The sequence below is a fragment of the Sphingobium sp. FG11 genome, assembly GCF_057809915.1.
In genome coordinates this window covers 126,367-146,350 of the sequence record NZ_JBMDKW010000004.1, presented here as the reverse complement: position 1 = coordinate 146,350, position 19,984 = coordinate 126,367, and the positions used below count along the sequence as shown (strand labels likewise).

Genomic DNA, 19,984 nt, shown 5'->3' with positions numbered 1-19,984 from the left:
GGACATGATTCATGAGCGACGACGCCAAGGCCAAAAAAAAGAAGGGCGGAGGCATCAAGACGATTCTCCTGATCGTCATCGCCATGCTGATCGGCGGCGCCGGTGCGGCAGGGGGGCTGTATGCCGCCGGTTTCTTTGGTCATAAGGAAGAAGGGCCAAAGCCCGATCCCAACCGCCCCGTGCTCGTTCTGACGGGCGAAAAGGCGGAGGATGTCGCCAAGGCGCATGGCGGCGGCGAAGGGCATGAGGGCGGCGGTGGCGTCGTGAGCGGTCACACGCCCGGCAAGGGCATTGATCTGCCCGCGCCCGACAATCCCGCCAATTATCAGGCCACCTATTTCCAGCTGGGGGCGCCATTCACCTCGAACATGTCGGATACCGACGCCTTCGCGCAGATTTCCATCGCCGTTTCGACCTATTATGACATGCGGGTTATCGATGCGATCAAGACGCATGAAATGGCGATCCGCAGTCAGGTGCTGATGATGCTGGCGCAGCAGCCCGAAGAGATGCTCGCAACCCCCGAGGGCAAGCGTAAACTTCAGGGCAGGATCAGGACGATCATCAACGATATCCTGAAACAAAAGACCGGCTATGGCGGCGTGGACAATGTCTATTTCACCAATTTCGTGATCCAGTGACGGGTGAGAGCGGCCATGGCAGGCTTCGCCGTCGCGCCTGCCAGCGTGGCCCTGAATGCTATCGTTAATCGATCTTTTACCAATTTCGTTATTTTATAGCCCTGTCTGAACGCCGGGAAATCCCCTGACGCGCAGGCAGGGGACTATCATGGACGACGTTCAGACCTACGCCTTTGGTCGTGGGGAACCGCAAGCGCCGGTGATGCTGTCGGGGATCGACCGGCTTGGCAACAAGCTGGGCCGCCGCATTCGCGCGATCGTCGAACCGATTTCCGGCGTCCGTCCGCATGTGACCAGCGAGGACGCGCAACTCGTCGAATTCGGCGCATGGGCGGCGCAGGTGCCGTCCGTCGCCAGCATCAGCATCTATCGCCTGCTGCCGCTCAAGGGGCAGGTTCTGCTGCGTCTCGACGCGTCGATGATCTCGACGCTGGTCGATTGTTTCTATGGCGGCATCGGCAATCGTCCGTTGCCCGCGCGCGGCGAGTTTACGCCGACCGAGGACCGGCTGATCGCTCGCCTGTCCGAAACCATCATCGCCCGCCTGATCGAATGCTGGGGCGAAGTGCTGGCGCTGGACCCCGCGCTGATCGCCCGCGAGGCCGGCGTCGGTTTCACCGCATCGGCGCAACCCGGCGACCAGATGGTGCTGCAACGCTTTTCCGTCACGCTGACCCGCGACCAGTCCTGGCCGATCGACATCGTCTTTCCGCTGTCCGCCCTGCGCGCGGTCGAGGGGCTGACCGGCACAAAATTGCCTACCGACGAGGACCGGGTCGATCCGGTCTGGCGCACCCGGATCGCGCGGCGGATGCGCGACATCCGCCTGCCCGCCCGCACCGTGCTGGCGCGGCCCAATCTCTCGCTGGCCGAATTGATGGCGCTCAAGACCGGCGACGTCATTCCCGTCACCATCGGCCGCAGCCTGCCGCTGATCGTCGGCGACCGCATCGTCGCCCATGGCACCATCGGCGAACAGGATGGCCGCGCCGCCTTCCAGATTGAAAAGCTTGCACAAGCACCGGACCAATAAGGGATCAGACCAATGAGCGATATGAGCGAAGCGCCGCAGATCGACGGCAAGGGCGAGGATGGGGCGAGCCGCATGGCCGGCAACCGGCAATTCCGGCTGCTCGCCGACATTCCGGTCCGCATGTCGGTGGAGGTGGGATCGACATCCCTGCGCCTCGCCGAAGTCATGGACCTGGCCGAAGGCAGCATTGTGGAACTGGATCGTCAGGCCGACGACCTGCTCGACATCATGGTCAACGGCGCGCTGATCGCCAAGGGCGAAGTCGTGACCGTCAACGGCCGCTACGGCATCCGCATCGTCGATATCGCCGCCACCGAAACCCGGCTCGCCGGCATCGAACGGCGCGGGTGAATCAGGACATGACCTGCGGCCCTGTCCTCGCCTTGGTTGCCGTTCTTCCTGACCGGAAAACCGGCTCCCACTTTTCCGGGAAGAACTGAATGTTCTGGTATTTCCTCAAACTCATCATCCTGCTGCCGATGATCGGCGGCATGGCGTTCGCCGCGCTGTGGCTGTGGCGGAAATATCAGCCCGGCATGATCGGCGCGGGGCAGGGCGACCGCATTCTCAAGATCGTCGAAGCCCTGCCCATGGGCACGTCGGGCAAGCTCGCGGTGGTGGATTTCGAGGGCAAGAAGATATTGCTGTCGATCACGCGCGGCCGGATCGAAAAGATCGCGGAAGGCGACCATCGTGCGCGCGGTTTCTGATCGTTCCAGCTCCGTGGCACGGCTTTTGAATATGGCAGGTAAGGGCGGTCGCTGGCTGTTCCCGGCGCTGGTCATGCTGATCGGCCTGGTCATCATCGCGCAGCCCGCCTTCGCGCAGGCCGCCCCGGCGCTGACTCCGCCCACCGCGCCGGTCGACAATGGCGGAGCGCTGACCCGCGCCATGGGCGCACTGTCGGGCAATGGCGCGCCGCTGTCGCTCAGCCTGCAAATTCTCGTCCTGATGAGCCTGCTGACGGTGTTGCCGTCGCTGATCCTCATGATGACCAGCTTCACCCGCATCATCATCGTCCTGTCGCTGTTGCGTCAGGCGCTCGGCCTGCAACAGACGCCGCCCAATCAGGTGCTGGTCGGCCTCACCCTGTTCCTCTCGCTGTTCGTGATGCGGCCGGCGATCGACCAGATCAACGGTCAGGCCTTCGATCCCTATGGCAAGGGCCAGATCAGCATCGAGGAAGCGGTCGGACGGTCGGGCAAGGTGCTGCACGGCTTCATGACCAAGCAGACGCGCGAAAGCGACCTCAAGCTGTTCGCCAACATGGCCAAGGCGCCCGCCTTCCGTTCGCCCGCCGATGTGCCTTTTTCGATCCTGTTGCCCGCTTTCGTCACCAGCGAACTCAAAACCGCGTTTCAGATCGGCTTCATGATATTTCTGCCGTTCCTCATCATCGATCTGGTTGTCGCCTCCACCCTGATGGCGCTCGGCATGATGATGTTGTCGCCGACGATCATCTCGATGCCGTTCAAGCTGCTGCTGTTCGTGCTGGTCGATGGCTGGGCGCTGACGATGGGGTCGCTCGCCGGCTCCTTCGCGACTTGAGTGGCACGACATGGAAAACGCCGATTTCTTCATGGGTCTCGCGCAGCAGGCGCTGTGGATCACCGCGCTCGCCGCCGCGCCCATCCTCATCCCCGCGCTGATCGCGGGCGTGCTGATCGGCATGGTGCAGGCCGCGACCTCGATCAACGAACAGACGCTGAGTTTCATCCCGAAGATCCTCGTCGTCGGCGGCATGCTCGTGTTGTTCGGCGGGTCGATCATGGTGCTGGTCGCCGATTTCACCCGCGAGATTTTCGAACGCATACCGGACCTGCTGCGATGAGCGCTGGCCGATGATCGCGCCGGGCTTTTCGGGCGTCGAGACGCAATTATGGATATTGCTGATCGCGATGATCCGGCCCGGCGCCGCCTTCCTCGCCGCGCCGATCTTCAGCGCGCCGGCGGTGCCGCTCCAGCTACGCCTGATCCTGAGCCTCGCGCTTGGCATGGCGGCGCTCAACAGCGTGACGTTTCAACTGCCGCAGGATGGCATCGCCAGTTTTCAGGGCGTGATGCTGGTCGCGGGCGAGGTGCTGGCCGGTCTCGCCATGGGGTTTGCGGTGCAGATCGGCTATGGCGCGGCCTTCGTCGCGGGCGAAGCGGTCGCCAACGCCATGGGGCTGGGGTTCGCCGCGATGGTCGATCCGCAATCGGGCACGGCGACGCAGGCGGTGGGGCAATTCCTGTCGATCCTCGCGACCTTCCTGTTTCTCGGCATGGACGGGCATCTGCTGCTCGTCAGCTTCGTCGTGCAAAGTTACCAGTCGATGCCGCCGGGCGGGTCGCTGATCGGCAATGACGCGGTGTGGCACCTTATCACCTTCGGCGGATCGCTGCTGGGGGCGGGGGTGACGATCGCGCTGCCGGTCGCCTTCGCGCTGGTGCTGGTGCAGATCGTCATGGGCATGCTGGCGCGCACCGCGCCGTCGCTCAACCTGTTTGCGGTCGGCATGCCGGTCGCGCTGATGGCGGGCCTGATCCTGCTGGCCATTGCAGCGCCGGTCATGGGCGAGGGGATCACCGCCTCGCTCAAGGCCGGGCTGGAGCAGGCCCAACTGATTTCGGAGGGGCGCTGAGCGATGGCAGGCGGCTCCACCGGCGGCGGCGAAAAGACCGAAAAACCGACAGCCAAGAAATTGCAGGAGGCCGCCAGGAATGGCGATATCCTGCAATCGCGCGATCTCGCCACGGCGCTCGTCGTGCTGGCGGGCATCGGCATGATCGCCGTCACCGGCCCGTCGCTGGTGCGGGCGATGTCGAATATGCTGGTGCAGGGTCTGCGTTTCCGACGCGAGGATATCGTCGACTTTTCACCCGTCGATCGCGGGCTTCACCTGCTGTCGGGCGTCGCCTTTCCGGTGGCGGGGGTGATGCTGGCGACGCTGCTCGCCGCGATCGCCGCCCCCGCCGTGCTGGGTTCGCTCGGCTTCCGTCCGGGCGCCTTCGCGCCCAAGGCGTCGAAGATGAACCCGGCGTCGGGCCTCAAGCGCATGTTCGGCATGCAGGGGCTGATCGAACTATTGAAGTCGGTCGCCAAGGTCGGGCTGCTCGGCGCGGTCGGCATCTGGGTGATCTGGGACCGGCTGACCGCCATCGTCAATCTCGGCAAGACCGGCGACGCGTCCGCGCTGGCGGGGCTGGGCGACATGTTCATCATGGTGTGCCTCATCATGGCGGGCGGCCTGCTGGTGATCGCGGGCATCGACGTCCCGGCGCAGATCATGCAGCGTTCCAAGCGGCTCGGCATGTCGAAACAGGAAGTAAAGGACGAGCATAAGGAAAGCGAAGGATCACCCGAGCTGAAGGGGCATATCCGCCGCCGCCAGTTCGAGGTGCTGAGCGGATCGAGCCGCAAGGCGGTGGCCGAAGCCAGCGTTATCATCACCAACCCGATCCATTTCGCGGTCGCGCTGCGCTACAAGCCCGGCGTGGACGCCGCGCCGGTCGTGGTGGCGCGCGGCTGCGACGCGATCGCCGCCGCGATCCGCGAACTGGCCGACAGCCATGGCGTGCCGGTGCTGCAATATCCCGAACTCGCCCGCGCGGTTTATTTCACGTCGCGCGCGGGGCAGATCGTCAACGAAGGCCTGTATATGGCGGTGGCGACGGTGCTCGCCTTCGTGTTCCGGGTGGAAAACCGCATGGCGAGCGAAATGGACCGTCCGTTCATCAAGGTGCCCGAGGAGCTTCGCTTCGACGCCGAGGGTAAAAAACTGTGATGGTGAATTAAAGTTTAGCCGCATCTGTCCGTAATGTCTTTATGGGGACGCATTATGATGGTGCGTCATGAGCGACTATGCTTCACGAAACGAGGGAATGCCGATCGAGCGGACCGGGGTCCGGCCGACTGCCGTTCAGCCCGTGTCGGCGCTGGCCAAAGCCGCTGACAAGGTCACGCGCGCAGGCCAGGTGCCGCCCGTCGCCGAACAGGATGTCGCCGCGATCGACGATAATGTCGCGGGCGCAGCCGAATATGCGAAGGTTCATGCCCGCATCACGATGATCCTTGCCGACATGCGATCGGACACCCCGCCTTCGGTCGACGCCGCGTCGCAGGCGGTGCAGTCGATGCTGCCCGAGCGGTCGGTCATCGTGCCGCTGCCGCCTGCCTCCAAGGAAGCGGTGGAGCAGGCGGCAAGCCTTGCCAGGCGGCTGGTCCAGCAATCCTTCTATGCCCATGCGGCGCAGGCGCATGTGAAGCGCGGCACCGTCGATCAGTTGCTGTCGCCGGCGCATTGACGGAAATCCGCCCCGCCACATCGCGCGAAAATCATTCCTAAAGGTCTGGTCGCTATCGCCGTTCTCTCATCCTGAAAGGACGGTCCATGACTACCTCTGTTGGCAGCAGCATTCTGACAGCGCTGGGCGCCGGATCGATCGACACGGCCTCGCTCGTGACCAGTCTGGTGAGCGCGACCCGCGACCCCAAGGCGCAGGTCATCACCAATCAGCAGTCGCTCAACACGGCGCGCGTTTCCGCGCTGGCCTCCGCCGTCGGTTCGCTCGACACGTTCGCGGACGCCCTGTCCAACGTGCTTTCGGGGGACAGCTACGCCGCAACGCCGCTCTCCAACAACAGCGCCATGGCGTCGGTCAGCCTGTTGAGCGGCGGCACGCCCACCGGCCTGCCCGCCCAGTTGACCGTCAAGTCGCTGGCGTCCGCGCGGGTCCTGGCCTCATCCTCCGCCAGCGGCGCGACCGGCAGTTCGCCGGTCGGCACGGGCACGCTGACGATCACGACCGCCTCGGGCAGCAAGCCGATCACCATCGATGGCACCAACAACAGCTATGCCGGGCTGGCGGCGGCGGTGAACGCGGCAAATATGGGCGTGACCGCGACGGTCGTGACCGACGCCAATGGCTCGCGGCTGATGTTCAAGGGGCAGACCGGCGCGGCCAGCGACTTTTCGTTGAGCGTCAGCGCCGACGATGGTTCGAGCGTCCTTGGCGGCCTTGGTTGGAGCGGAACGGACAGCGGCACGATCGCATCCTCATCCGATCCGAAAAATGCGAAGATCCTGCTCGACGGGGTCGAGCATGAATATGCGGGCAACACGGTCGACAATGCGATCCCCTATCTGCGCATCGACCTGAACCAGGCGGACGAGAATAGTAGCATCACCCTGTCGATGACCCAGCCGACCGGCACGATGAAGGATCTGCTCAAGGAATATGTCGACGCCTACAACACGTTGATGAAGGGGCTGAACGCGGCCACTTCGCTCGGCACCGACCAGTCCAATTCCGGCGTGCTGAACGGCGTTTCGAGCGTGCGCGACATGAAGCGACAACTGGGGCAGCTCACATCGACCCCGCTGGCCTCCACCGGCGCCTATAAGACGCTGGCCGACATCGGCATCGGCACCAATCGCGATGGCACGCTGACGCTGGACAGCAAATTGCTCGACAAGGCGATGGCGGCAGACCCCGCCGGGATCACCGCGATGCTGAACCCTACAGCATCCACCGCGACCAACCCCGGCCTGTCCAAGCTGATGGATTCGGTACGCGACAATATCGAAAAGGACGATGGGCCGCTCAAGCTGGCGCAGAAACGGTATGACACGGTGACGGCCGATCTCGCCAAGCAGCTGACCGACCTCGACGATCAGATGGCCAGTTACGAGGACCATCTCAAATCCCTCTATTCGGCGATGAGCACGCGCCTGTCGGCGCTCAAGGCGACGCAAAGCTATCTGACCCAGCAGATGGCGGTCTGGAACAACAGCAACAACAACAATTAAGCGGGACGGATCATGTTCTATAATCAGGGTTATGCAGGATCTACGGCGGCGCGGCGCTATGCGGCGATACATTCGGGCAGCCGCACCGAGGGCGCGACGCCGCACGCGCTGGTCAAGATCCTGTTCGACGAATTGCAGATCGCGCTCGACGCCGCATCGCTCGCCGAACAGAATGGCGATCGCATGAAAGTGTCCGACAAGCAGGCGCGCGCCATGTCGATCCTGTTCGCGCTCGAATCGAGCCTGGATTTCGACAAGGGCGGCGACATCGCCATGGGCCTCGCCCAGATTTATCGTGAGGCGCGCCGGCTGCTGCTGGTCGGCGCGAAGGAGCGGTCGGCGCAGCCGGTCGATCAGGCGCGCATCATGATCGCCGAAATCGCCGAAGCGTGGAGCCAGATCGGCTGAACTGGCCCCACGGCCGGGGTTGCGCCGGTTTCGTCCCCTCACTATAGCCACTGTTCGCATCAGGGCGGCCCGGCGGGGGCCGCCTTTTTGCGTTTTGGACGCATTGCAATCAACCCAAGGAAGGGAAGGCCCATGTCGATCACGCCGCTCATGCCCGTATACCCCAGGTGCGATGTGCGTCCGGTGCGAGGCGAAGGCTGCTACCTGATCGGCGAGCGCGGCGAGCGTTATCTCGACTTCGCCAGCGGCATCGCGGTCAACCTGTTGGGCCATGCCCACCCCCGGCTGGTCAAGGCGATCGCGGATCAGGCGGCGACGCTGATGCATACGTCCAATCTTTACGGTATGCCGCTGGGAGAGAAGTTTGCGCAGCGGCTGGTCGACAGCACGTTCGCCGACACCGTGTTCTTCACCAATTCGGGCGCAGAAGCGGTCGAATGCGCGATCAAGACCGCGCGCCGCTATCATTATGCCAATGGGCAGCCGCACCGGCACAAGATCATCAGCTTCGACAATGCCTTTCATGGCCGGACGCTGGGTACGATCTCCGCGACCAGTCAGCCCAAGATGCGCGACGGGTTCGAACCGTTGCTGCCCGGCTTTGCCGTGGTGCCGTTCAACGATCTGGCGGCGGCGACCGCGGCGGTGGACGACAATACCGCAGGCTTCCTGCTGGAGCCGGTGCAGGGGGAGGGCGGGGTCACGCCCGCGACGGAGGCGTTTCTGACCGGCCTGCGCGCGCTGTGCGACGAGCGCGGCCTGCTGCTCATTCTCGATGAAGTGCAGTGCGGCTATGCCCGTTCGGGCACTTTCTTCGCGCATGAACAATATGGCTTGAAGCCCGATATCATGGCGGTGGCCAAGGGCATCGGAGCGGGCTTCCCGCTCGGCGCCTGCCTCGCGACGGAGGAAGCGGCCAGGGGCATGGTCGCGGGCACGCATGGCTCCACCTATGGCGGCAATCCGCTCGCCATGGCGGCGGGCATGGCGGTGCTGGACGAGATCGAGAGCGAAGGTTTCATGGATCATGTCAGGTCCATGGGCGCGCGGCTGCGGTCGGCGCTGGAGCAGCTGATCCCCAATCATGACGGCATGTTCGAGGATGTGCGCGGCATGGGGCTGATGCTTGGACTCAAGATGAAGGACGCGCATGACGCGCGCGGCTTCGTGGCGCATCTGCGCGATCATCATGGGTTGCTGACGGTCTCCGCCGGACAGAATGTCGTGCGCATCCTGCCGCCGCTGGTGATCGAGGAAAGCCATATCGCCGAATGTATCGAGCGGATTTCCGCTGGTGCGCGGAGTTTTGCCTCGGTGGAGGCGGCCTAAATCCAGCCCAATCCGTTCGGTTCGAGCGTGTCGAAGAACCATTTTCGACAACCGCTTTCCGGCTTCGCTCGAAGTGGCTTGAACCGAACGGCAAAGGGAGGAGAAGGGGAGTAAATGACCAGACATTTTCTGAACCTGACCGATGCCGGCGGCGATGCCATCGCCGCGATGATAGCCGATGCGATCGATCGCAAGGCGGCGCGCGCGGCCTGGCCCAAGGGGCGCGTCGATGGCGATGCGCCGCTCGCGGGCCATGTGCTCGCGATGATCTTCGAGAAAAATTCCACCCGCACGCGCGTGAGCTTCGATATGGCGATCCGGCAACTGGGCGGATCGTCGCTGATCCTCGATGGCGGCACGAGCCAGCTCGGGCGCGGCGAAAGCATCGCCGACACCGCGCGGGTGCTGAGCCGCATGAGCGACGCGATCATGATCCGCACCGACGATCATGCCAAGATCGAGGAAATGGCGCATTATGCGACCGTTCCCGTCATCAACGGGCTGACCGACCTGTCGCATCCCTGCCAGATCGTCGCCGACCTGCTGACCGTGGTCGAACATGGCGTGGCGCTGCCCGGCAGCCAGTGGGCGTGGCTGGGTGACGGCAATAATGTGCTGCATTCGATCGTCGAGGCGGCAGGGCTGATGCGGTTCGATGTGCGCATCGCCGTGCCGCAGGGCTATGAGCCGGACCCCGCTTTCGCCGCCGCCGCGCAGGCGCAGGGTGCGCGCATCACACTGACGCGCGATCCGGTCGCGGCCGTGGCGGACGCCGACATCGTCGTCACCGACACCTGGATTTCGATGGGTCAGGATCATGCGGACGAAAAGCTCGCGGCGATGATGCCCTATCAGGTGACGCAAGCGCTGATGGCGCGGGCGAAGCGGCAAGCGAAATTCCTGCATTGCCTGCCGGCGCATCGCGGCGAGGAGATGGTGGCGGAGGTCATCGACGGGCCGCAATCGCTGATCTGGGACGAGGCGGAAAATCGCATCCACGCGCAGAAATCGGTGCTGCTCTGGGCGCTTGGCAAGCTTTGACAGGGCGCACCATGCTTGTCCGAACGTACCTTCGCCATGGCGGAACGACCAGAGGAACTGTGATTTGAACGCGCCTGTCGCTCTCGATGAGGCCCTGGGCTTCACCATTCCCGCCCGCCATGTGCGTGGCCGGGTGGTGCGGATCGGGCCGCTGCTCGACGCCGTGCTGGCGGCCCATGCCTATCCGCCGGTGATCGAGCGGCTGCTTGGCTCGGCGCTGGTGCTCGCGGCCTTGCTCGGCAGCACGCTGAAGGGGGCGGGCGGACAGCTGACGCTTCAGGCGCAGACCGAACATGGCGTCGTCAGCCTGCTGGTGGCGGACTATAAGGATGGCGAGGTGCGCGGCTATGCCAAGTTCGACGCGGATCGCCTCGCCGAACTGGGACGGGACCCGACGCTGTTCGGCCTGTTCGGCAAGGGGTATCTCGCGATCACCTTCGATCAGGCGCTGACCGGCGAACGCTATCAGGGGATCGTGCCGCTCGACGGGGAATCGCTGGCGCAGGCGGCGGAGCATTATTTCTTCCAGTCCGAACAAATCCCCAGCGTCATCCAGATCGCGACCCGGCACGATGCCGGAAAAGGGTGCGTGGCCGCCGGTATGCTGCTCCAGCATCTGCCGGAGGGAGAGGTGGGCCGCGAGCGGCTTCATGTCCGGCACGATCATCCGGAATGGGAGCATGTGCAGGCGCTGGCGGGGACGCTCGGCGACACGGAACTGACCGATGACAGTCTGTCGCTTCCCGACATCATCTGGCGTCTTTTCCATGAGGAAGAGGAGATTCGCGTCACGGAGCCGACTTCGCTGGCGAAGGGATGCCGCTGCGATCTGGGGCATATCCGCGACGTGATCGGCCGTTTTCCCGCCAGCGAGCGGGTGGAGATGGCGGACGAAAGCGGCATTATCGGCGTCGATTGCGCCTTTTGCTCGCGACTCTTCCCGCTCGCGCTCGACAGTTTCGCCGAAAACTGAGAGCGCTCCGGTATCGCACGTTCAGAATTGAGGCACGGCTGGCGGATCAGGCTATGAATTTGCCGCAATTACGCGGCATGATTTGCGCTAGGGTCTGCATCATTTCGTGCCAACGGAAGCCGGGCACGCCCATTTTGAGCGGGGTCTTGATATCATGACGACGGCGTGGCTGCGCGCATTGGGCGCGGGAACGGCGATATTATGGGCGGCTGGCCATGCGGCGGCCCTGTCCCCCAAAACGGCGCCCCCCAAGGCGGCTGGCCTGCTGGAACCGGGCGAATGGGAATTGCGCGGGCGCGGCGAGGATGCGGGCGGTTCGCGCCGGCTGTGCATCATGGACCGGCGGCAGCTTTTGCAGATCCAGCATCCCCGCACCAGTTGCAAGACCTTCGTCATCAGCGAAAGCCCGACGATGCTGGTCGCCACCTATGATTGCGGCTCGGCAGGCGGGGGGCGCACCGAATTGCGGACGGAAACCCCGCGCCTAGTTCAGCTTCATTCGCAGGGGGTGGCGCGCGGCGCGCCCTTTTCCTTCGCCCTGGAAGGGCGGCGGGTCGGTGAGTGCCGGTGAGGGCCGGTGCGGATGTGCCAAAGGCCCATTTCCAAACAGACACCAAGGCCCGCCCTTGCGTTGCCGGGGTGGGACGGTTAGCGCATCGCCATGGTCGCACAAAATGGCAAATTCGCTGTCGTCCTGCTTTCGGGCGGGCTGGATTCGATGGTCGCAGGCGGGCTGGCGCGCGAAGCGGGTTATCGCGTGCTGGCGCTTTCGATCGATTATAATCAGCGGCATCGGGTCGAATTGCGCGCTGCCGCCCGCGTGGCGCAGGCGCTCAACGCCATGTCGCACATCGTTCTGCCGCTCGATCTTTCGGCTTTTGGCGGATCGGCGCTCACGGCCGATATCGCTGTGCCCAAAAGCGGCGTGGGCAGCGAGATTCCCGTGACCTATGTGCCCGCGCGTAACACCATTTTCCTGTCGCTGACGCTGGGACTGGCCGAAGTGGCCGGCGCGCAGGACATTTTCATCGGCGTCAATGCGCTGGACTATTCGGGCTATCCGGACTGCCGCCCCGAATTTATCGATGCCTTTCAGAAAATGGCGACGCTCGCGACCAAGGCGGGGGTCGAGGGCAATCCGCTGCGTATCAACGCGCCGCTCCAGTTCATGAGCAAGGCCGATATCGTGCGCGAGGCGAACCGGCTGGGGCTGGACGCCGGGATGAGCTGGTCCTGTTACGATCCGACGCCCGACGACCGCCATTGCGGCCTGTGCGACAGTTGCCGGCTGCGCGCCAAGGGCTTCGACGATGCGGGCCTGCCCGATCCTACCGTCTACGCGACCCGGCCCTGAGGGATTGGCGATGAGCTATGCGGTGAAAGAAATGTTCCTGACGTTGCAGGGCGAGGGTGTGCAGGCGGGACGCCGCGCCGTGTTCCTGCGCTTTGCCGGCTGCAATTTGTGGAGCGGGCGGGAACAGGACCGGGCGAGCGCGGTCTGCCGCTTTTGCGATACCGATTTCGTCGGCACCGATGGGCTTGGCGGTGGCAAATTCGCCGATGCCGACGCGGTGGCGGATGCGGTGCTTGCGCATTGGGGCGAGGGGGCGGAGGGGCGCTACATCGTCCTGACCGGCGGGGAGCCGATGCTCCAGGTCGATGACGCGCTGGTCGATGCGCTGCACCGGGGGGGCTTTACCATCGCCATCGAGACCAATGGCACCTTGCCCGTGCACCCCGGCATCGACTGGGTGTGCGTCAGCCCGAAGGCGGGCAGCGAGATTGCCCAGACGAGCGGCCATGAATTGAAGCTGGTCTGGCCGCAACCTGGCGCTGGCCATAGCTTGGCCGATGTGGGGATCATGGAAGGCTGGGCGTTCGACCATCTGCTGGTCCAGCCGCTCGATGATACCCATGCCGCCGACAATCAGGCGGCTGCGATCGATCTCGTCATGGCGCGGCCCCGCTGGCGCCTGACGCTTCAGGCGCATAAATATCTTGGCCTGCGCTGAGCGGGTGCGGTCTTGTGAAATGCGCGCTTTAGCGCATTTCCAAACAGACTCTCAGGGTATGGTGACGCCGGTCTTTTGATCCCAGGCCTGCTGGCAGGCGTCGGTCAACCGGCCCTTCTTCCAGCATTTCTTGTCGAGCGGCGGCAAAGCCAGCGTATAATAGCGCCCCGGCTCGCCATAATATTGCTCGCCCATCAGGACGAGGGACTTTTTGATCGAACCCAATCCCGCGCGTGCGACCTCGTGCAGCGAACCGCGATCGGCGAAAATCGCCTTGCGTCCGACTTCCGCCGCCGCCTGGCAGAAGCCGCGCTGCGCCTGCACCGTCGAATAGCCCGAGTAGATGCGCGTGCCATATTGGTCGGATGCGGTCTGGCCGGGCTTGCCCTTGCCGACCGTGCGCTGGAAATAACCGAGCAGCACGGTCTGCGCCGCGTCCAGTTCGGCATCATGATGGGCGATCATCGCATTATAGTTGCTGATTGCGAGCAGGGTCGGTTCGAACTGGCATTGCAGCGCCGCGACATTGAGCGCGGCGCGCAGATTCCACACCAGCCCCGCGCGAATCTCCGCAGCGGTCGCGCCGGGGAGGCCGAGCGCGGTGGCGGCGGCGCTGTCGGTCAGCGCCGGGGCGGAAAGATCGGGCGGGGACCAGAAAAATTGCGCCGCGGCAGGCTGCGCCAGCAGGGGCAGGGCGAGAGCCGCCATGCCGGTGATCGCGCGACGCATCATTGGACCAACCATATTCACCTATTCCTCTCCGAACGAAGCGGGCACGGCATCGCCCATCGACCTGCCATTCCCGTAACCGCGCTATAACGCGGCACGATGCCTATTGGTCCGCCAGGACTTCAGCGTCGCCGCCTGCCTCGGCCTTCGCGGCTTTATCCTTTGGCGGAGCCTTCGCTTCCGCCGCATTGCTCGCATTGCCCGCTGGGGTTGCGATGTCCGCGCCCTCGCTCTTCACCCCGTCCAGATCGGTCATCGCGTCGGTGGCGGTGCCATCGACCACCTCCATATCCTTCATCTGGATAGTGCCGCTGGCCTTGTCCTTGCCGCCGCATCCGGAAATCAGCGGGATTGCGGCCAATGCGGCGACAGTGATAATCGTCCTGATATCAAGGCGCATTCCGCTATCCCTCACAAGGTTTGGCATGCCGGCGATCCGCCCGGCGAAGGCGCGACCCTAGCCGTCCGTCCCGCATTGCTCAACCCCCGTGCCACAGCGCCTTAACTGTCCGAGAAATGAGGGAAAATGGGCGAGCAGCGCCGCGTCGAGCACGGCCATGGAGGCGTTCCCGCCCAAAGCGGCGATGCTGGTGACGGGATATTCCGCGATGCCGCACGGCACGATGCCGCCAAAATGGGACAGATCGGGATCGACGTTGATCGAAAAGCCATGCAGCGTGACCCAGCGCCGGACGCGGATGCCGAGCGCGCCGATCTTGGCCTCGCGCCCGGCGAGATCGTCCGTCCAGATGCCGATGCGCCCCTCCGCCCGCCGCGCGGCGATGCCCAGATCGGCGAGCGCGGCGATCATCCAGCCTTCGAGATGGTGGACGAAATTGCGCACATCCTTGCCCCGCGCCCGCAGGTCGATGTTGAGATAGCCGATCCGCTGGCCTGGCCCATGATAGGTATAGCGCCCGCCGCGTCCCGCCTCGAAAACGGGGAAGCGGCGGTCGAGCAGTTCGTCCGGGGCCGCGCTGGTGCCGGCGGTGTAAAGCGGCGGATGTTCGAGCAGCCAGACCCGTTCGCGCGCATCGCCATCGACGATGGCGGCGGCGCGCGCTTCCATATCGGCCAGGGCGGCGGGATAGTCGACCAGCGCGTCCTGCGTGCGCCATTCGACCGCATCGGCATTCAGCGCCGCTGGGGCGGGGTGGGGAGAAACGGGCATGGCGCTTCCTTGACTTGGGCGGGGCGAGCGATCAAGTCTCATGCCCATTCCCGGACATGAGGCAAGACGAAGATATGGCGACGATGTCGATCGGCAAGGCATGGGAGGAAACGATCGCCTTCGTTTCCCGTGAAGCCGCGCTGCTATTTCCCGTCGCCCTGCTGTTCGTGGGGCTGCCCGGCCTCATCCTTCAGGAAATGACGCCGCCCGAACTCGCCGCCTGGTCGCTCGCGCCCAAGGCTGAAACGATGCCCCATGTGCCGCCTAGCTATGCGGTCGGGATGTTGCTCACCATCATCCTCATGTGGTTCGGTTCGCTCGCCCTGTTCGCGCTCGCCTCGCGGCCGGGGATCAGCGTGGGGGAAGCATTGCGGCTCAGTCTCGCGCGTCTGCCGGTTCTGCTGGGGGCGTCGCTGGTCGTGGGCGGGGTCGTGCTGCTGGCGATCCTGCTGCTGGCCGTCCCGCTGATGTTCGTCCTTGGCCCTGCCGCGCCGCTGGTCGTCATCATCCTGATCGCGGGCATTGTGGGGACGCGGCTCATCCTGCTCAATCTGGTCGTCATCGACGGCACGGACGGGGTGAAGGGATCGATCCGGCATGCATGGATGCTGACGAAGGGCCATGGCTGGCGGCTGTTCGGCCTGATCGTCATCCTGACCCTGCTTTCGGCCATCGCGGCGTCGGCGGCGCAGGCGGTGTTCGGCGTCGTCGCCGGACTGATCGGGGGCGCGGCAGCAGCGAAATTCGTCGGCGGGCTTGCCGCCGCCGCCGCGTCGACCGTCATTCAGGTCTATATGCTGGTCATGCTGGCGCGACTCTATCGTCAGGCCGAGGCGGGCTGATCCAGCAAAGGCACATGCGGGGCGGCGGTGCGGGGCAGATGGCCCGACAGGCGCGGATCGGCGAAAATTTCCACCTCTCGCGCGAACGGCGCGAACCCGCCCCTGATGTAGAATCCGAGCGCTGCCGGGCTGTCGAGCGTGCAGGTATGGACCCAGAAGCGCTCCACGCCCTTGCGCCATGCCAGCGACCTGGCCTGCGCGAGCAGCCATCGGCCATGGCCCTGACCTGTCAGTTCGGAGACCAGTCCGAAGAAGGACAATTCGCAATCGGGCGCGATTCGGAAATCCAGTTCGAGCAGGCCGACTTCTATCCCGCGCGGATCGATCACGGCGTAGATCGCCACGGCGGGATCGTGAATGATCGCGGCCAGTTCCTCATCCGGCATGACCAGCCGCGAAAACCATAACCATGGCTCGCCAACGCGACGGAACAGCGCGCGATAGGCGGCGAGGGACGGGGATTTCCATGGCACGAGTCGCAGCGGCGAATCCGGCAAGGGCGCGGGCCGGGGCCGGACGCGCATTTCCAGATGGGTGACGATCGCCGCGATCTGATGACCGGGGACGGGTGTCAGGCTCATCAGCTCCAGCTCGCCATCGGCGGCAGGCTCATCAGGATCGCGTCGATATTGCCGCCGGTCTTGAGGCCGAACAAGGTGCCGCGATCATGCACGAGGTTGAATTCGGCATAGCGCCCGCGCCATTCCAGCATCTGCGCATAGTCTTCCGGCGACCAGCTTTCGCCCATGCGCCGGCGCACGATGGGCGGAAACGCCGCCAGGAACGCTTCGCCCACCGCGCGGGTGAAGGCGAAATTGGCGTCGAAATCGCCCTCCAGATGATCGTAGAAGATGCCGCCCACGCCGCGATGGACGCCGCGATGGGGGATGAAGAAATACTCGTCGGCCCATGCCTGGAAGCGCGGATAATAGGCCGGATCATGCGCGTCGCAGGCAGCTTTCAGAACCGCGTGAAAATCGATGGTATCTTCGTCGCGCGGCAAGGGCGGATTGAGATCCGCACCGCCGCCGAACCAGCTTTTCGTCGTCACCAGATAGCGCGTATTCATATGCACGGCGGGCACATGGGGATTGGCCATATGCGCTACGAGGCTGATGCCGGTCGCAAAGAAAGCCGGGTCGTCCTGCGCGCCATGCATGGTCCTGGCGAATTCCGGCGCGAACGCGCCGCTGACCGTCGAAACGTTGACGCCGACCTTTTCGAATATCTTGCCCTTCATCACCCCGCGCACGCCGCCGCCGCCTTCGCCGGGGGCCAGCCCGTCCGCCTCGCGATCCCAGGGCGTGTAGACGAACGCCGCGTCCGACCCGGCCTCGCGCTCGATCGCCTCGAATGCGGCGCAGATGCGTGTACGAAGCGATTCGAACCAGTCGCGCGCGGCCTGTTGCTGGGGATTCAGGGTCAAACTCATTGCGGGAACTTTCCGGTCTGGCGCAGTGCTTCGGCGATGGCGATGCCCGTGGACACCGCGATGTTCAAGGATCGAAAACCCGGCGCCATCGGAATGCGCACGCGGATATCGGCAATGTCGCGGACCGCATCGGGCACGCCCGCGCTTTCGGACCCCATCAACAGCACGTCATCCTCGCGGAAGCTGACGTCCGGCAGGCGTTGCGAGGCGTGGCTGCTCATCAGCAGCAGTCGGCGCCCCTGCGCGCGACGCGCGGCGTCAAAGGCGGGGAAATTCGCGTGTTGGGTGACATCGGCCACCGCGCCATAATCCATCGCGGCGCGCTTGAGGCGGGAGTCGGAAAAGGCGAATCCGGTCGGCATGATAATGTCCACAGGCACGCTGAAACAGGCCGCGAGGCGCAGAATGGCGCCGACATTGCCCGGGATCTCGGGCTGATAAAGAGCGATACGCATGGCCCGCGCATAATGCACTGCGTCAAATTGTCATAGCCTTGGCCAAATTGCTGTTGGCAAAGCACGCATCCTGCGGCTATCAGGCCCGCGAACCACGCCAGGGGGAAGGCGGGGCACCGTTTGCACGGGCCGCCCTGATTCTCTTGATAAACAGGGCCGATCAAGGCAATGCGGCGGGGGATCAGGGACGTTCTTGCAAGGGTTAAGATGCATGGCGAGCGTTGAACATACGGACAGCGGTACTCTGTCCAGTGGTGGTGTCGGCGAAGATGGCGTACGTCGCCGCGATTTCATCAATATCGCCGCGGTGAGTTTCGCCGGCGTGGGCGCGGTGGCCGTAGTGCTGCCGCTCGTCAATCAGATGAACCCCAGCGCGGACGTGCTGGCGCTGGCGTCGACCGAAGTCGACCTGTCGGCGATCAAGCCCGGTCAGGCGATCAAGACGACGTTCCGCGCCCAGCCGCTTTTCGTGCGTCAGCTGACGCCCAAGGAAATCGCCGAAGCCGACAAGGTCGATCCGTCGACCCTGCGCGATCCGCAGACGCTGGAGCAGCGCACTGTCGCCGGTAAAAAGCAGTGGCTGATCACCATGGGCGTGTGCACCCATCTGGGCTGCGTGCCGCTGGGCGCGGGCGAAGGCGAGAATCGCGGCGAATTTGGCGGCTATTTCTGCCCCTGCCACGGGTCGACCTACGATACCGCTGCCCGCATTCGTAAGGGACCTGCGCCCAAGAACCTGGAAGTGCCGAAGTACAGCTTCACTTCCGACACCGCCATTCTCGTAGGCTGAGGTAAGAAACCATGAGCTTTCCCTGGGCTGAGCATTATTCGCCGAAACATCCGCTGATGCAGTGGGTGGACGAGAAGCTGCCGCTGCCGCGCCTCGTCTACAATGCGATCGGCGCCGGCTATCCGGTGCCGCGCAATCTCAACTATTTCTGGAATTTCGGCGTGTTGGCCGGTCTTGCGCTGGTCATCCAGATCGTGACCGGCGTCATCATGGCGATGCATTATGGCGCGAACACGCTCGTCGCGTTCAGCACCGTCGAACAGACGATGCGCGACGTCAATTCGGGCTGGCTGATGCGTTACGCGCATGCGAACGGCGCAAGCTTCTTCTTCATCGTCGTCTATCTCCATATCTTCCGCGGCCTTTTCTACGGATCGTACAAGGCGCCGCGTGAAATGGTGTGGCTGCTTGGCCTCGTCATCTTCCTGCTGATGATGGCGACGGCGTTCATGGGCTATGTGCTTCCCTGGGGGCAGATGAGCTATTGGGGCGCGAAGGTCATCACCGGCCTGTTCGGCGCGATCCCCGTGGTGGGCGAGCCGATCCAGACCTGGCTGCTGGGCGGCTTCGCTCCCGGCAACGCCTCGCTCAATCGCTTCTTCTCGCTCCACTTCCTGCTGCCCTTCGTCATCGCGGCGGTCATCATCCTGCATATCTGGGCGCTGCATATTCCGGGTTCCTCGAACCCGACCGGCGTGGAAGTGAAGGGGCCGCAGGACACTGTGCCCTTCCATCCCTATTACACCGCGAAGGATGGCTTCGGAGCCGGCGTGTTCCTGATCCTCTTCTCGATCCTGTTGTTCTATGCCCCGAACTATCTGGGTCACCCGGATAATTATATCGAGGCGAACCCGCTTTCGACGCCTGCGCACATCGTGCCCGAATGGTATTTCTGGCCCTTCTACGCGATCCTGCGCGCCTTCACCGTCGATTTCTTCTTCGTGCCGGCCAAGCTGCTGGGTGTGCTGGCGATGTTCAGCTCGATCCTGCTGCTGTTCCTGCTGCCATGGCTCGACACTTCGCCCGTGCGCTCGGGCAATTATCGCCCGACCTTCAAGAAGTTCTTCTGGATCCTCATCGTCGATGTGGTGATCCTGGGCTATTGCGGCGGCGCACCGGCGGCGGAACCCTATGTGATGATCAGCCAGATCGCCGGCGCATATTATTTCGCGCACTTCCTGATCATTCTGCCGCTGATCTCGCGCTTCGAAAAGCCCCTGCCGCTGCCGGGTTCGATCACGGAATCGGTGCTCAATCGCTACAATATTCAGGGCGAACAGGACGCGCTTCCCGGCATGGGCAGCGATCCGCAGCCTTCGAACGCCGGTTAAAGGGG

26 protein-coding genes are annotated in these 19,984 nt (G+C 64.2%); 20 read left to right on the top strand and 6 right to left on the bottom strand.

Features of this window, described 5'->3' with window-relative positions; all coding sequences use genetic code 11:
- Positions 1 to 11: 11 nt before the first annotated feature.
- The 17 genes from ACODSN_RS05070 to queE all read left to right on the top strand — a co-directional run bounded on the left by ACODSN_RS05070 (position 12) and on the right by queE (position 13,229).
- Positions 12 to 641 carry a flagellar basal body-associated FliL family protein gene (locus ACODSN_RS05070; RefSeq protein ID WP_489053623.1) on the top strand — a complete coding sequence of 210 codons (630 nt, stop codon included), beginning with the start codon at positions 12 to 14 and terminating at the stop codon, positions 639 to 641.
- 148 nt (positions 642 to 789) lie between these two features.
- A complete protein-coding gene (locus tag ACODSN_RS05065; RefSeq protein WP_489053621.1) occupies positions 790 to 1,674 on the top strand; it encodes a flagellar motor switch protein FliM in 885 nt (294 codons plus the stop codon).
- A 12-nt stretch (positions 1,675 to 1,686) separates the two neighbouring features.
- The gene (fliN, locus tag ACODSN_RS05060; RefSeq protein WP_340231230.1) at positions 1,687 to 2,025 is read left to right on the top strand and encodes a flagellar motor switch protein FliN; all 339 of its coding nucleotides are present in this window, start codon (positions 1,687 to 1,689) and stop codon (positions 2,023 to 2,025) included.
- Between the two features lie 89 nt (positions 2,026 to 2,114).
- Positions 2,115 to 2,384, top strand: coding sequence for a FliO/MopB family protein (locus tag ACODSN_RS05055; RefSeq protein ID WP_489053619.1), 270 nt, complete (start codon positions 2,115 to 2,117; stop codon positions 2,382 to 2,384).
- A 73-nt stretch (positions 2,385 to 2,457) separates the two neighbouring features.
- Positions 2,458 to 3,222, top strand: a complete 765-nt coding sequence (gene fliP / locus ACODSN_RS05050) for a flagellar type III secretion system pore protein FliP (protein ID WP_489053770.1) — start codon at positions 2,458 to 2,460, stop codon at positions 3,220 to 3,222.
- Positions 3,223 to 3,232: 10 nt separating this feature from the next.
- Positions 3,233 to 3,505, top strand: coding sequence for a flagellar biosynthesis protein FliQ (gene fliQ / locus ACODSN_RS05045; RefSeq protein ID WP_489053617.1), 273 nt, complete (start codon positions 3,233 to 3,235; stop codon positions 3,503 to 3,505).
- 10 nt (positions 3,506 to 3,515) lie between these two features.
- Positions 3,516 to 4,298 carry a flagellar biosynthetic protein FliR gene (gene fliR / locus ACODSN_RS05040; RefSeq protein ID WP_489053616.1) on the top strand — a complete coding sequence of 261 codons (783 nt, stop codon included), beginning with the start codon at positions 3,516 to 3,518 and terminating at the stop codon, positions 4,296 to 4,298.
- Positions 4,299 to 4,301: 3 nt separating this feature from the next.
- Complete coding sequence (locus ACODSN_RS05035) at positions 4,302 to 5,441, top strand: EscU/YscU/HrcU family type III secretion system export apparatus switch protein (RefSeq protein ID WP_489053615.1); 1,140 nt, start codon at positions 4,302 to 4,304, stop codon at positions 5,439 to 5,441.
- 67 nt (positions 5,442 to 5,508) lie between these two features.
- The gene (locus ACODSN_RS05030; protein ID WP_489053613.1) at positions 5,509 to 5,961 is read left to right on the top strand and encodes a hypothetical protein; all 453 of its coding nucleotides are present in this window, start codon (positions 5,509 to 5,511) and stop codon (positions 5,959 to 5,961) included.
- A gap of 86 nt (positions 5,962 to 6,047) precedes the next feature.
- On the top strand, positions 6,048 to 7,466 hold the full coding sequence (gene fliD / locus ACODSN_RS05025; RefSeq protein ID WP_489053611.1) for a flagellar filament capping protein FliD: 1,419 nt from the start codon (positions 6,048 to 6,050) through the stop codon (positions 7,464 to 7,466).
- Positions 7,467 to 7,478: 12 nt separating this feature from the next.
- Positions 7,479 to 7,874 carry a flagellar export chaperone FliS gene (locus ACODSN_RS05020; protein WP_489053610.1) on the top strand — a complete coding sequence of 132 codons (396 nt, stop codon included), beginning with the start codon at positions 7,479 to 7,481 and terminating at the stop codon, positions 7,872 to 7,874.
- Between the two features lie 132 nt (positions 7,875 to 8,006).
- Complete coding sequence (locus ACODSN_RS05015) at positions 8,007 to 9,203, top strand: aspartate aminotransferase family protein (RefSeq protein ID WP_489053609.1); 1,197 nt, start codon at positions 8,007 to 8,009, stop codon at positions 9,201 to 9,203.
- A gap of 114 nt (positions 9,204 to 9,317) precedes the next feature.
- A complete protein-coding gene (argF, locus tag ACODSN_RS05010) occupies positions 9,318 to 10,244 on the top strand; it encodes an ornithine carbamoyltransferase (protein WP_489053608.1) in 927 nt (308 codons plus the stop codon).
- Between the two features lie 64 nt (positions 10,245 to 10,308).
- Positions 10,309 to 11,217, top strand: a complete 909-nt coding sequence (hslO, locus tag ACODSN_RS05005) for an Hsp33 family molecular chaperone HslO (RefSeq protein ID WP_489053607.1) — start codon at positions 10,309 to 10,311, stop codon at positions 11,215 to 11,217.
- Positions 11,218 to 11,371: 154 nt separating this feature from the next.
- The gene (locus tag ACODSN_RS05000; protein WP_489053606.1) at positions 11,372 to 11,788 is read left to right on the top strand and encodes a DUF3617 domain-containing protein; all 417 of its coding nucleotides are present in this window, start codon (positions 11,372 to 11,374) and stop codon (positions 11,786 to 11,788) included.
- A gap of 90 nt (positions 11,789 to 11,878) precedes the next feature.
- Positions 11,879 to 12,571, top strand: a complete 693-nt coding sequence (queC, locus tag ACODSN_RS04995) for a 7-cyano-7-deazaguanine synthase QueC (protein ID WP_489053604.1) — start codon at positions 11,879 to 11,881, stop codon at positions 12,569 to 12,571.
- A gap of 10 nt (positions 12,572 to 12,581) precedes the next feature.
- Positions 12,582 to 13,229: a 7-carboxy-7-deazaguanine synthase gene (gene queE, locus ACODSN_RS04990; RefSeq protein ID WP_489053603.1), complete on the top strand. Its 648-nt coding sequence runs from the start codon at positions 12,582 to 12,584 to the stop codon at positions 13,227 to 13,229.
- Between the two features lie 51 nt (positions 13,230 to 13,280).
- Here the strand turns inward: queE and ACODSN_RS04985 are convergent, their stop codons facing one another.
- From ACODSN_RS04985 to lipB, 3 genes are all read right to left on the bottom strand, one after another.
- Positions 13,281 to 13,973 carry a hypothetical protein gene (locus ACODSN_RS04985; RefSeq protein WP_489053602.1) on the bottom strand — a complete coding sequence of 231 codons (693 nt, stop codon included), beginning with the start codon at positions 13,971 to 13,973 and terminating at the stop codon, positions 13,281 to 13,283.
- A gap of 88 nt (positions 13,974 to 14,061) precedes the next feature.
- A complete protein-coding gene (locus tag ACODSN_RS04980; protein ID WP_489053600.1) occupies positions 14,062 to 14,358 on the bottom strand; it encodes a hypothetical protein in 297 nt (98 codons plus the stop codon).
- Positions 14,359 to 14,415: 57 nt separating this feature from the next.
- The gene (gene lipB, locus ACODSN_RS04975; protein ID WP_489053598.1) at positions 14,416 to 15,129 is read right to left on the bottom strand and encodes a lipoyl(octanoyl) transferase LipB; all 714 of its coding nucleotides are present in this window, start codon (positions 15,127 to 15,129) and stop codon (positions 14,416 to 14,418) included.
- Positions 15,130 to 15,203: 74 nt separating this feature from the next.
- Here lipB and ACODSN_RS04970 point away from each other — a divergent pair, with 74 nt between their 5' ends.
- Positions 15,204 to 15,971 (top strand): hypothetical protein, encoded by a 768-nt coding sequence (locus ACODSN_RS04970; protein ID WP_489053597.1) that lies wholly within the window; start codon positions 15,204 to 15,206, stop codon positions 15,969 to 15,971.
- Here the strand turns inward: ACODSN_RS04970 and ACODSN_RS04965 are convergent.
- The 3 genes from ACODSN_RS04965 to ACODSN_RS04955 are packed head-to-tail and all read right to left on the bottom strand — an operon-like array spanning position 15,953 to position 17,858.
- Complete coding sequence (locus ACODSN_RS04965; protein ID WP_489053596.1) at positions 15,953 to 16,552, bottom strand: GNAT family N-acetyltransferase; 600 nt, start codon at positions 16,550 to 16,552, stop codon at positions 15,953 to 15,955. The two genes, ACODSN_RS04970 and ACODSN_RS04965, sit on opposite strands and share 19 nt — an antisense overlap.
- On the bottom strand, positions 16,552 to 17,403 hold the full coding sequence (hemF, locus tag ACODSN_RS04960; protein ID WP_489053594.1) for an oxygen-dependent coproporphyrinogen oxidase: 852 nt from the start codon (positions 17,401 to 17,403) through the stop codon (positions 16,552 to 16,554). The genes ACODSN_RS04965 and hemF overlap by 1 nt, the downstream gene beginning before the upstream one ends.
- Positions 17,400 to 17,858, bottom strand: a complete 459-nt coding sequence (locus ACODSN_RS04955; protein WP_489053593.1) for a tRNA (cytidine(34)-2'-O)-methyltransferase — start codon at positions 17,856 to 17,858, stop codon at positions 17,400 to 17,402. The genes hemF and ACODSN_RS04955 overlap by 4 nt, the downstream gene beginning before the upstream one ends.
- A gap of 211 nt (positions 17,859 to 18,069) precedes the next feature.
- Between ACODSN_RS04955 and petA the strand changes: the two genes are divergently transcribed.
- Complete coding sequence (petA, locus tag ACODSN_RS04950) at positions 18,070 to 18,648, top strand: ubiquinol-cytochrome c reductase iron-sulfur subunit (RefSeq protein WP_489053592.1); 579 nt, start codon at positions 18,070 to 18,072, stop codon at positions 18,646 to 18,648.
- Positions 18,649 to 18,659: 11 nt separating this feature from the next.
- Positions 18,660 to 19,979, top strand: a complete 1,320-nt coding sequence (locus tag ACODSN_RS04945; protein ID WP_489053591.1) for a cytochrome b — start codon at positions 18,660 to 18,662, stop codon at positions 19,977 to 19,979.
- The last annotated feature ends 5 nt before the right edge of the window (positions 19,980 to 19,984 follow it).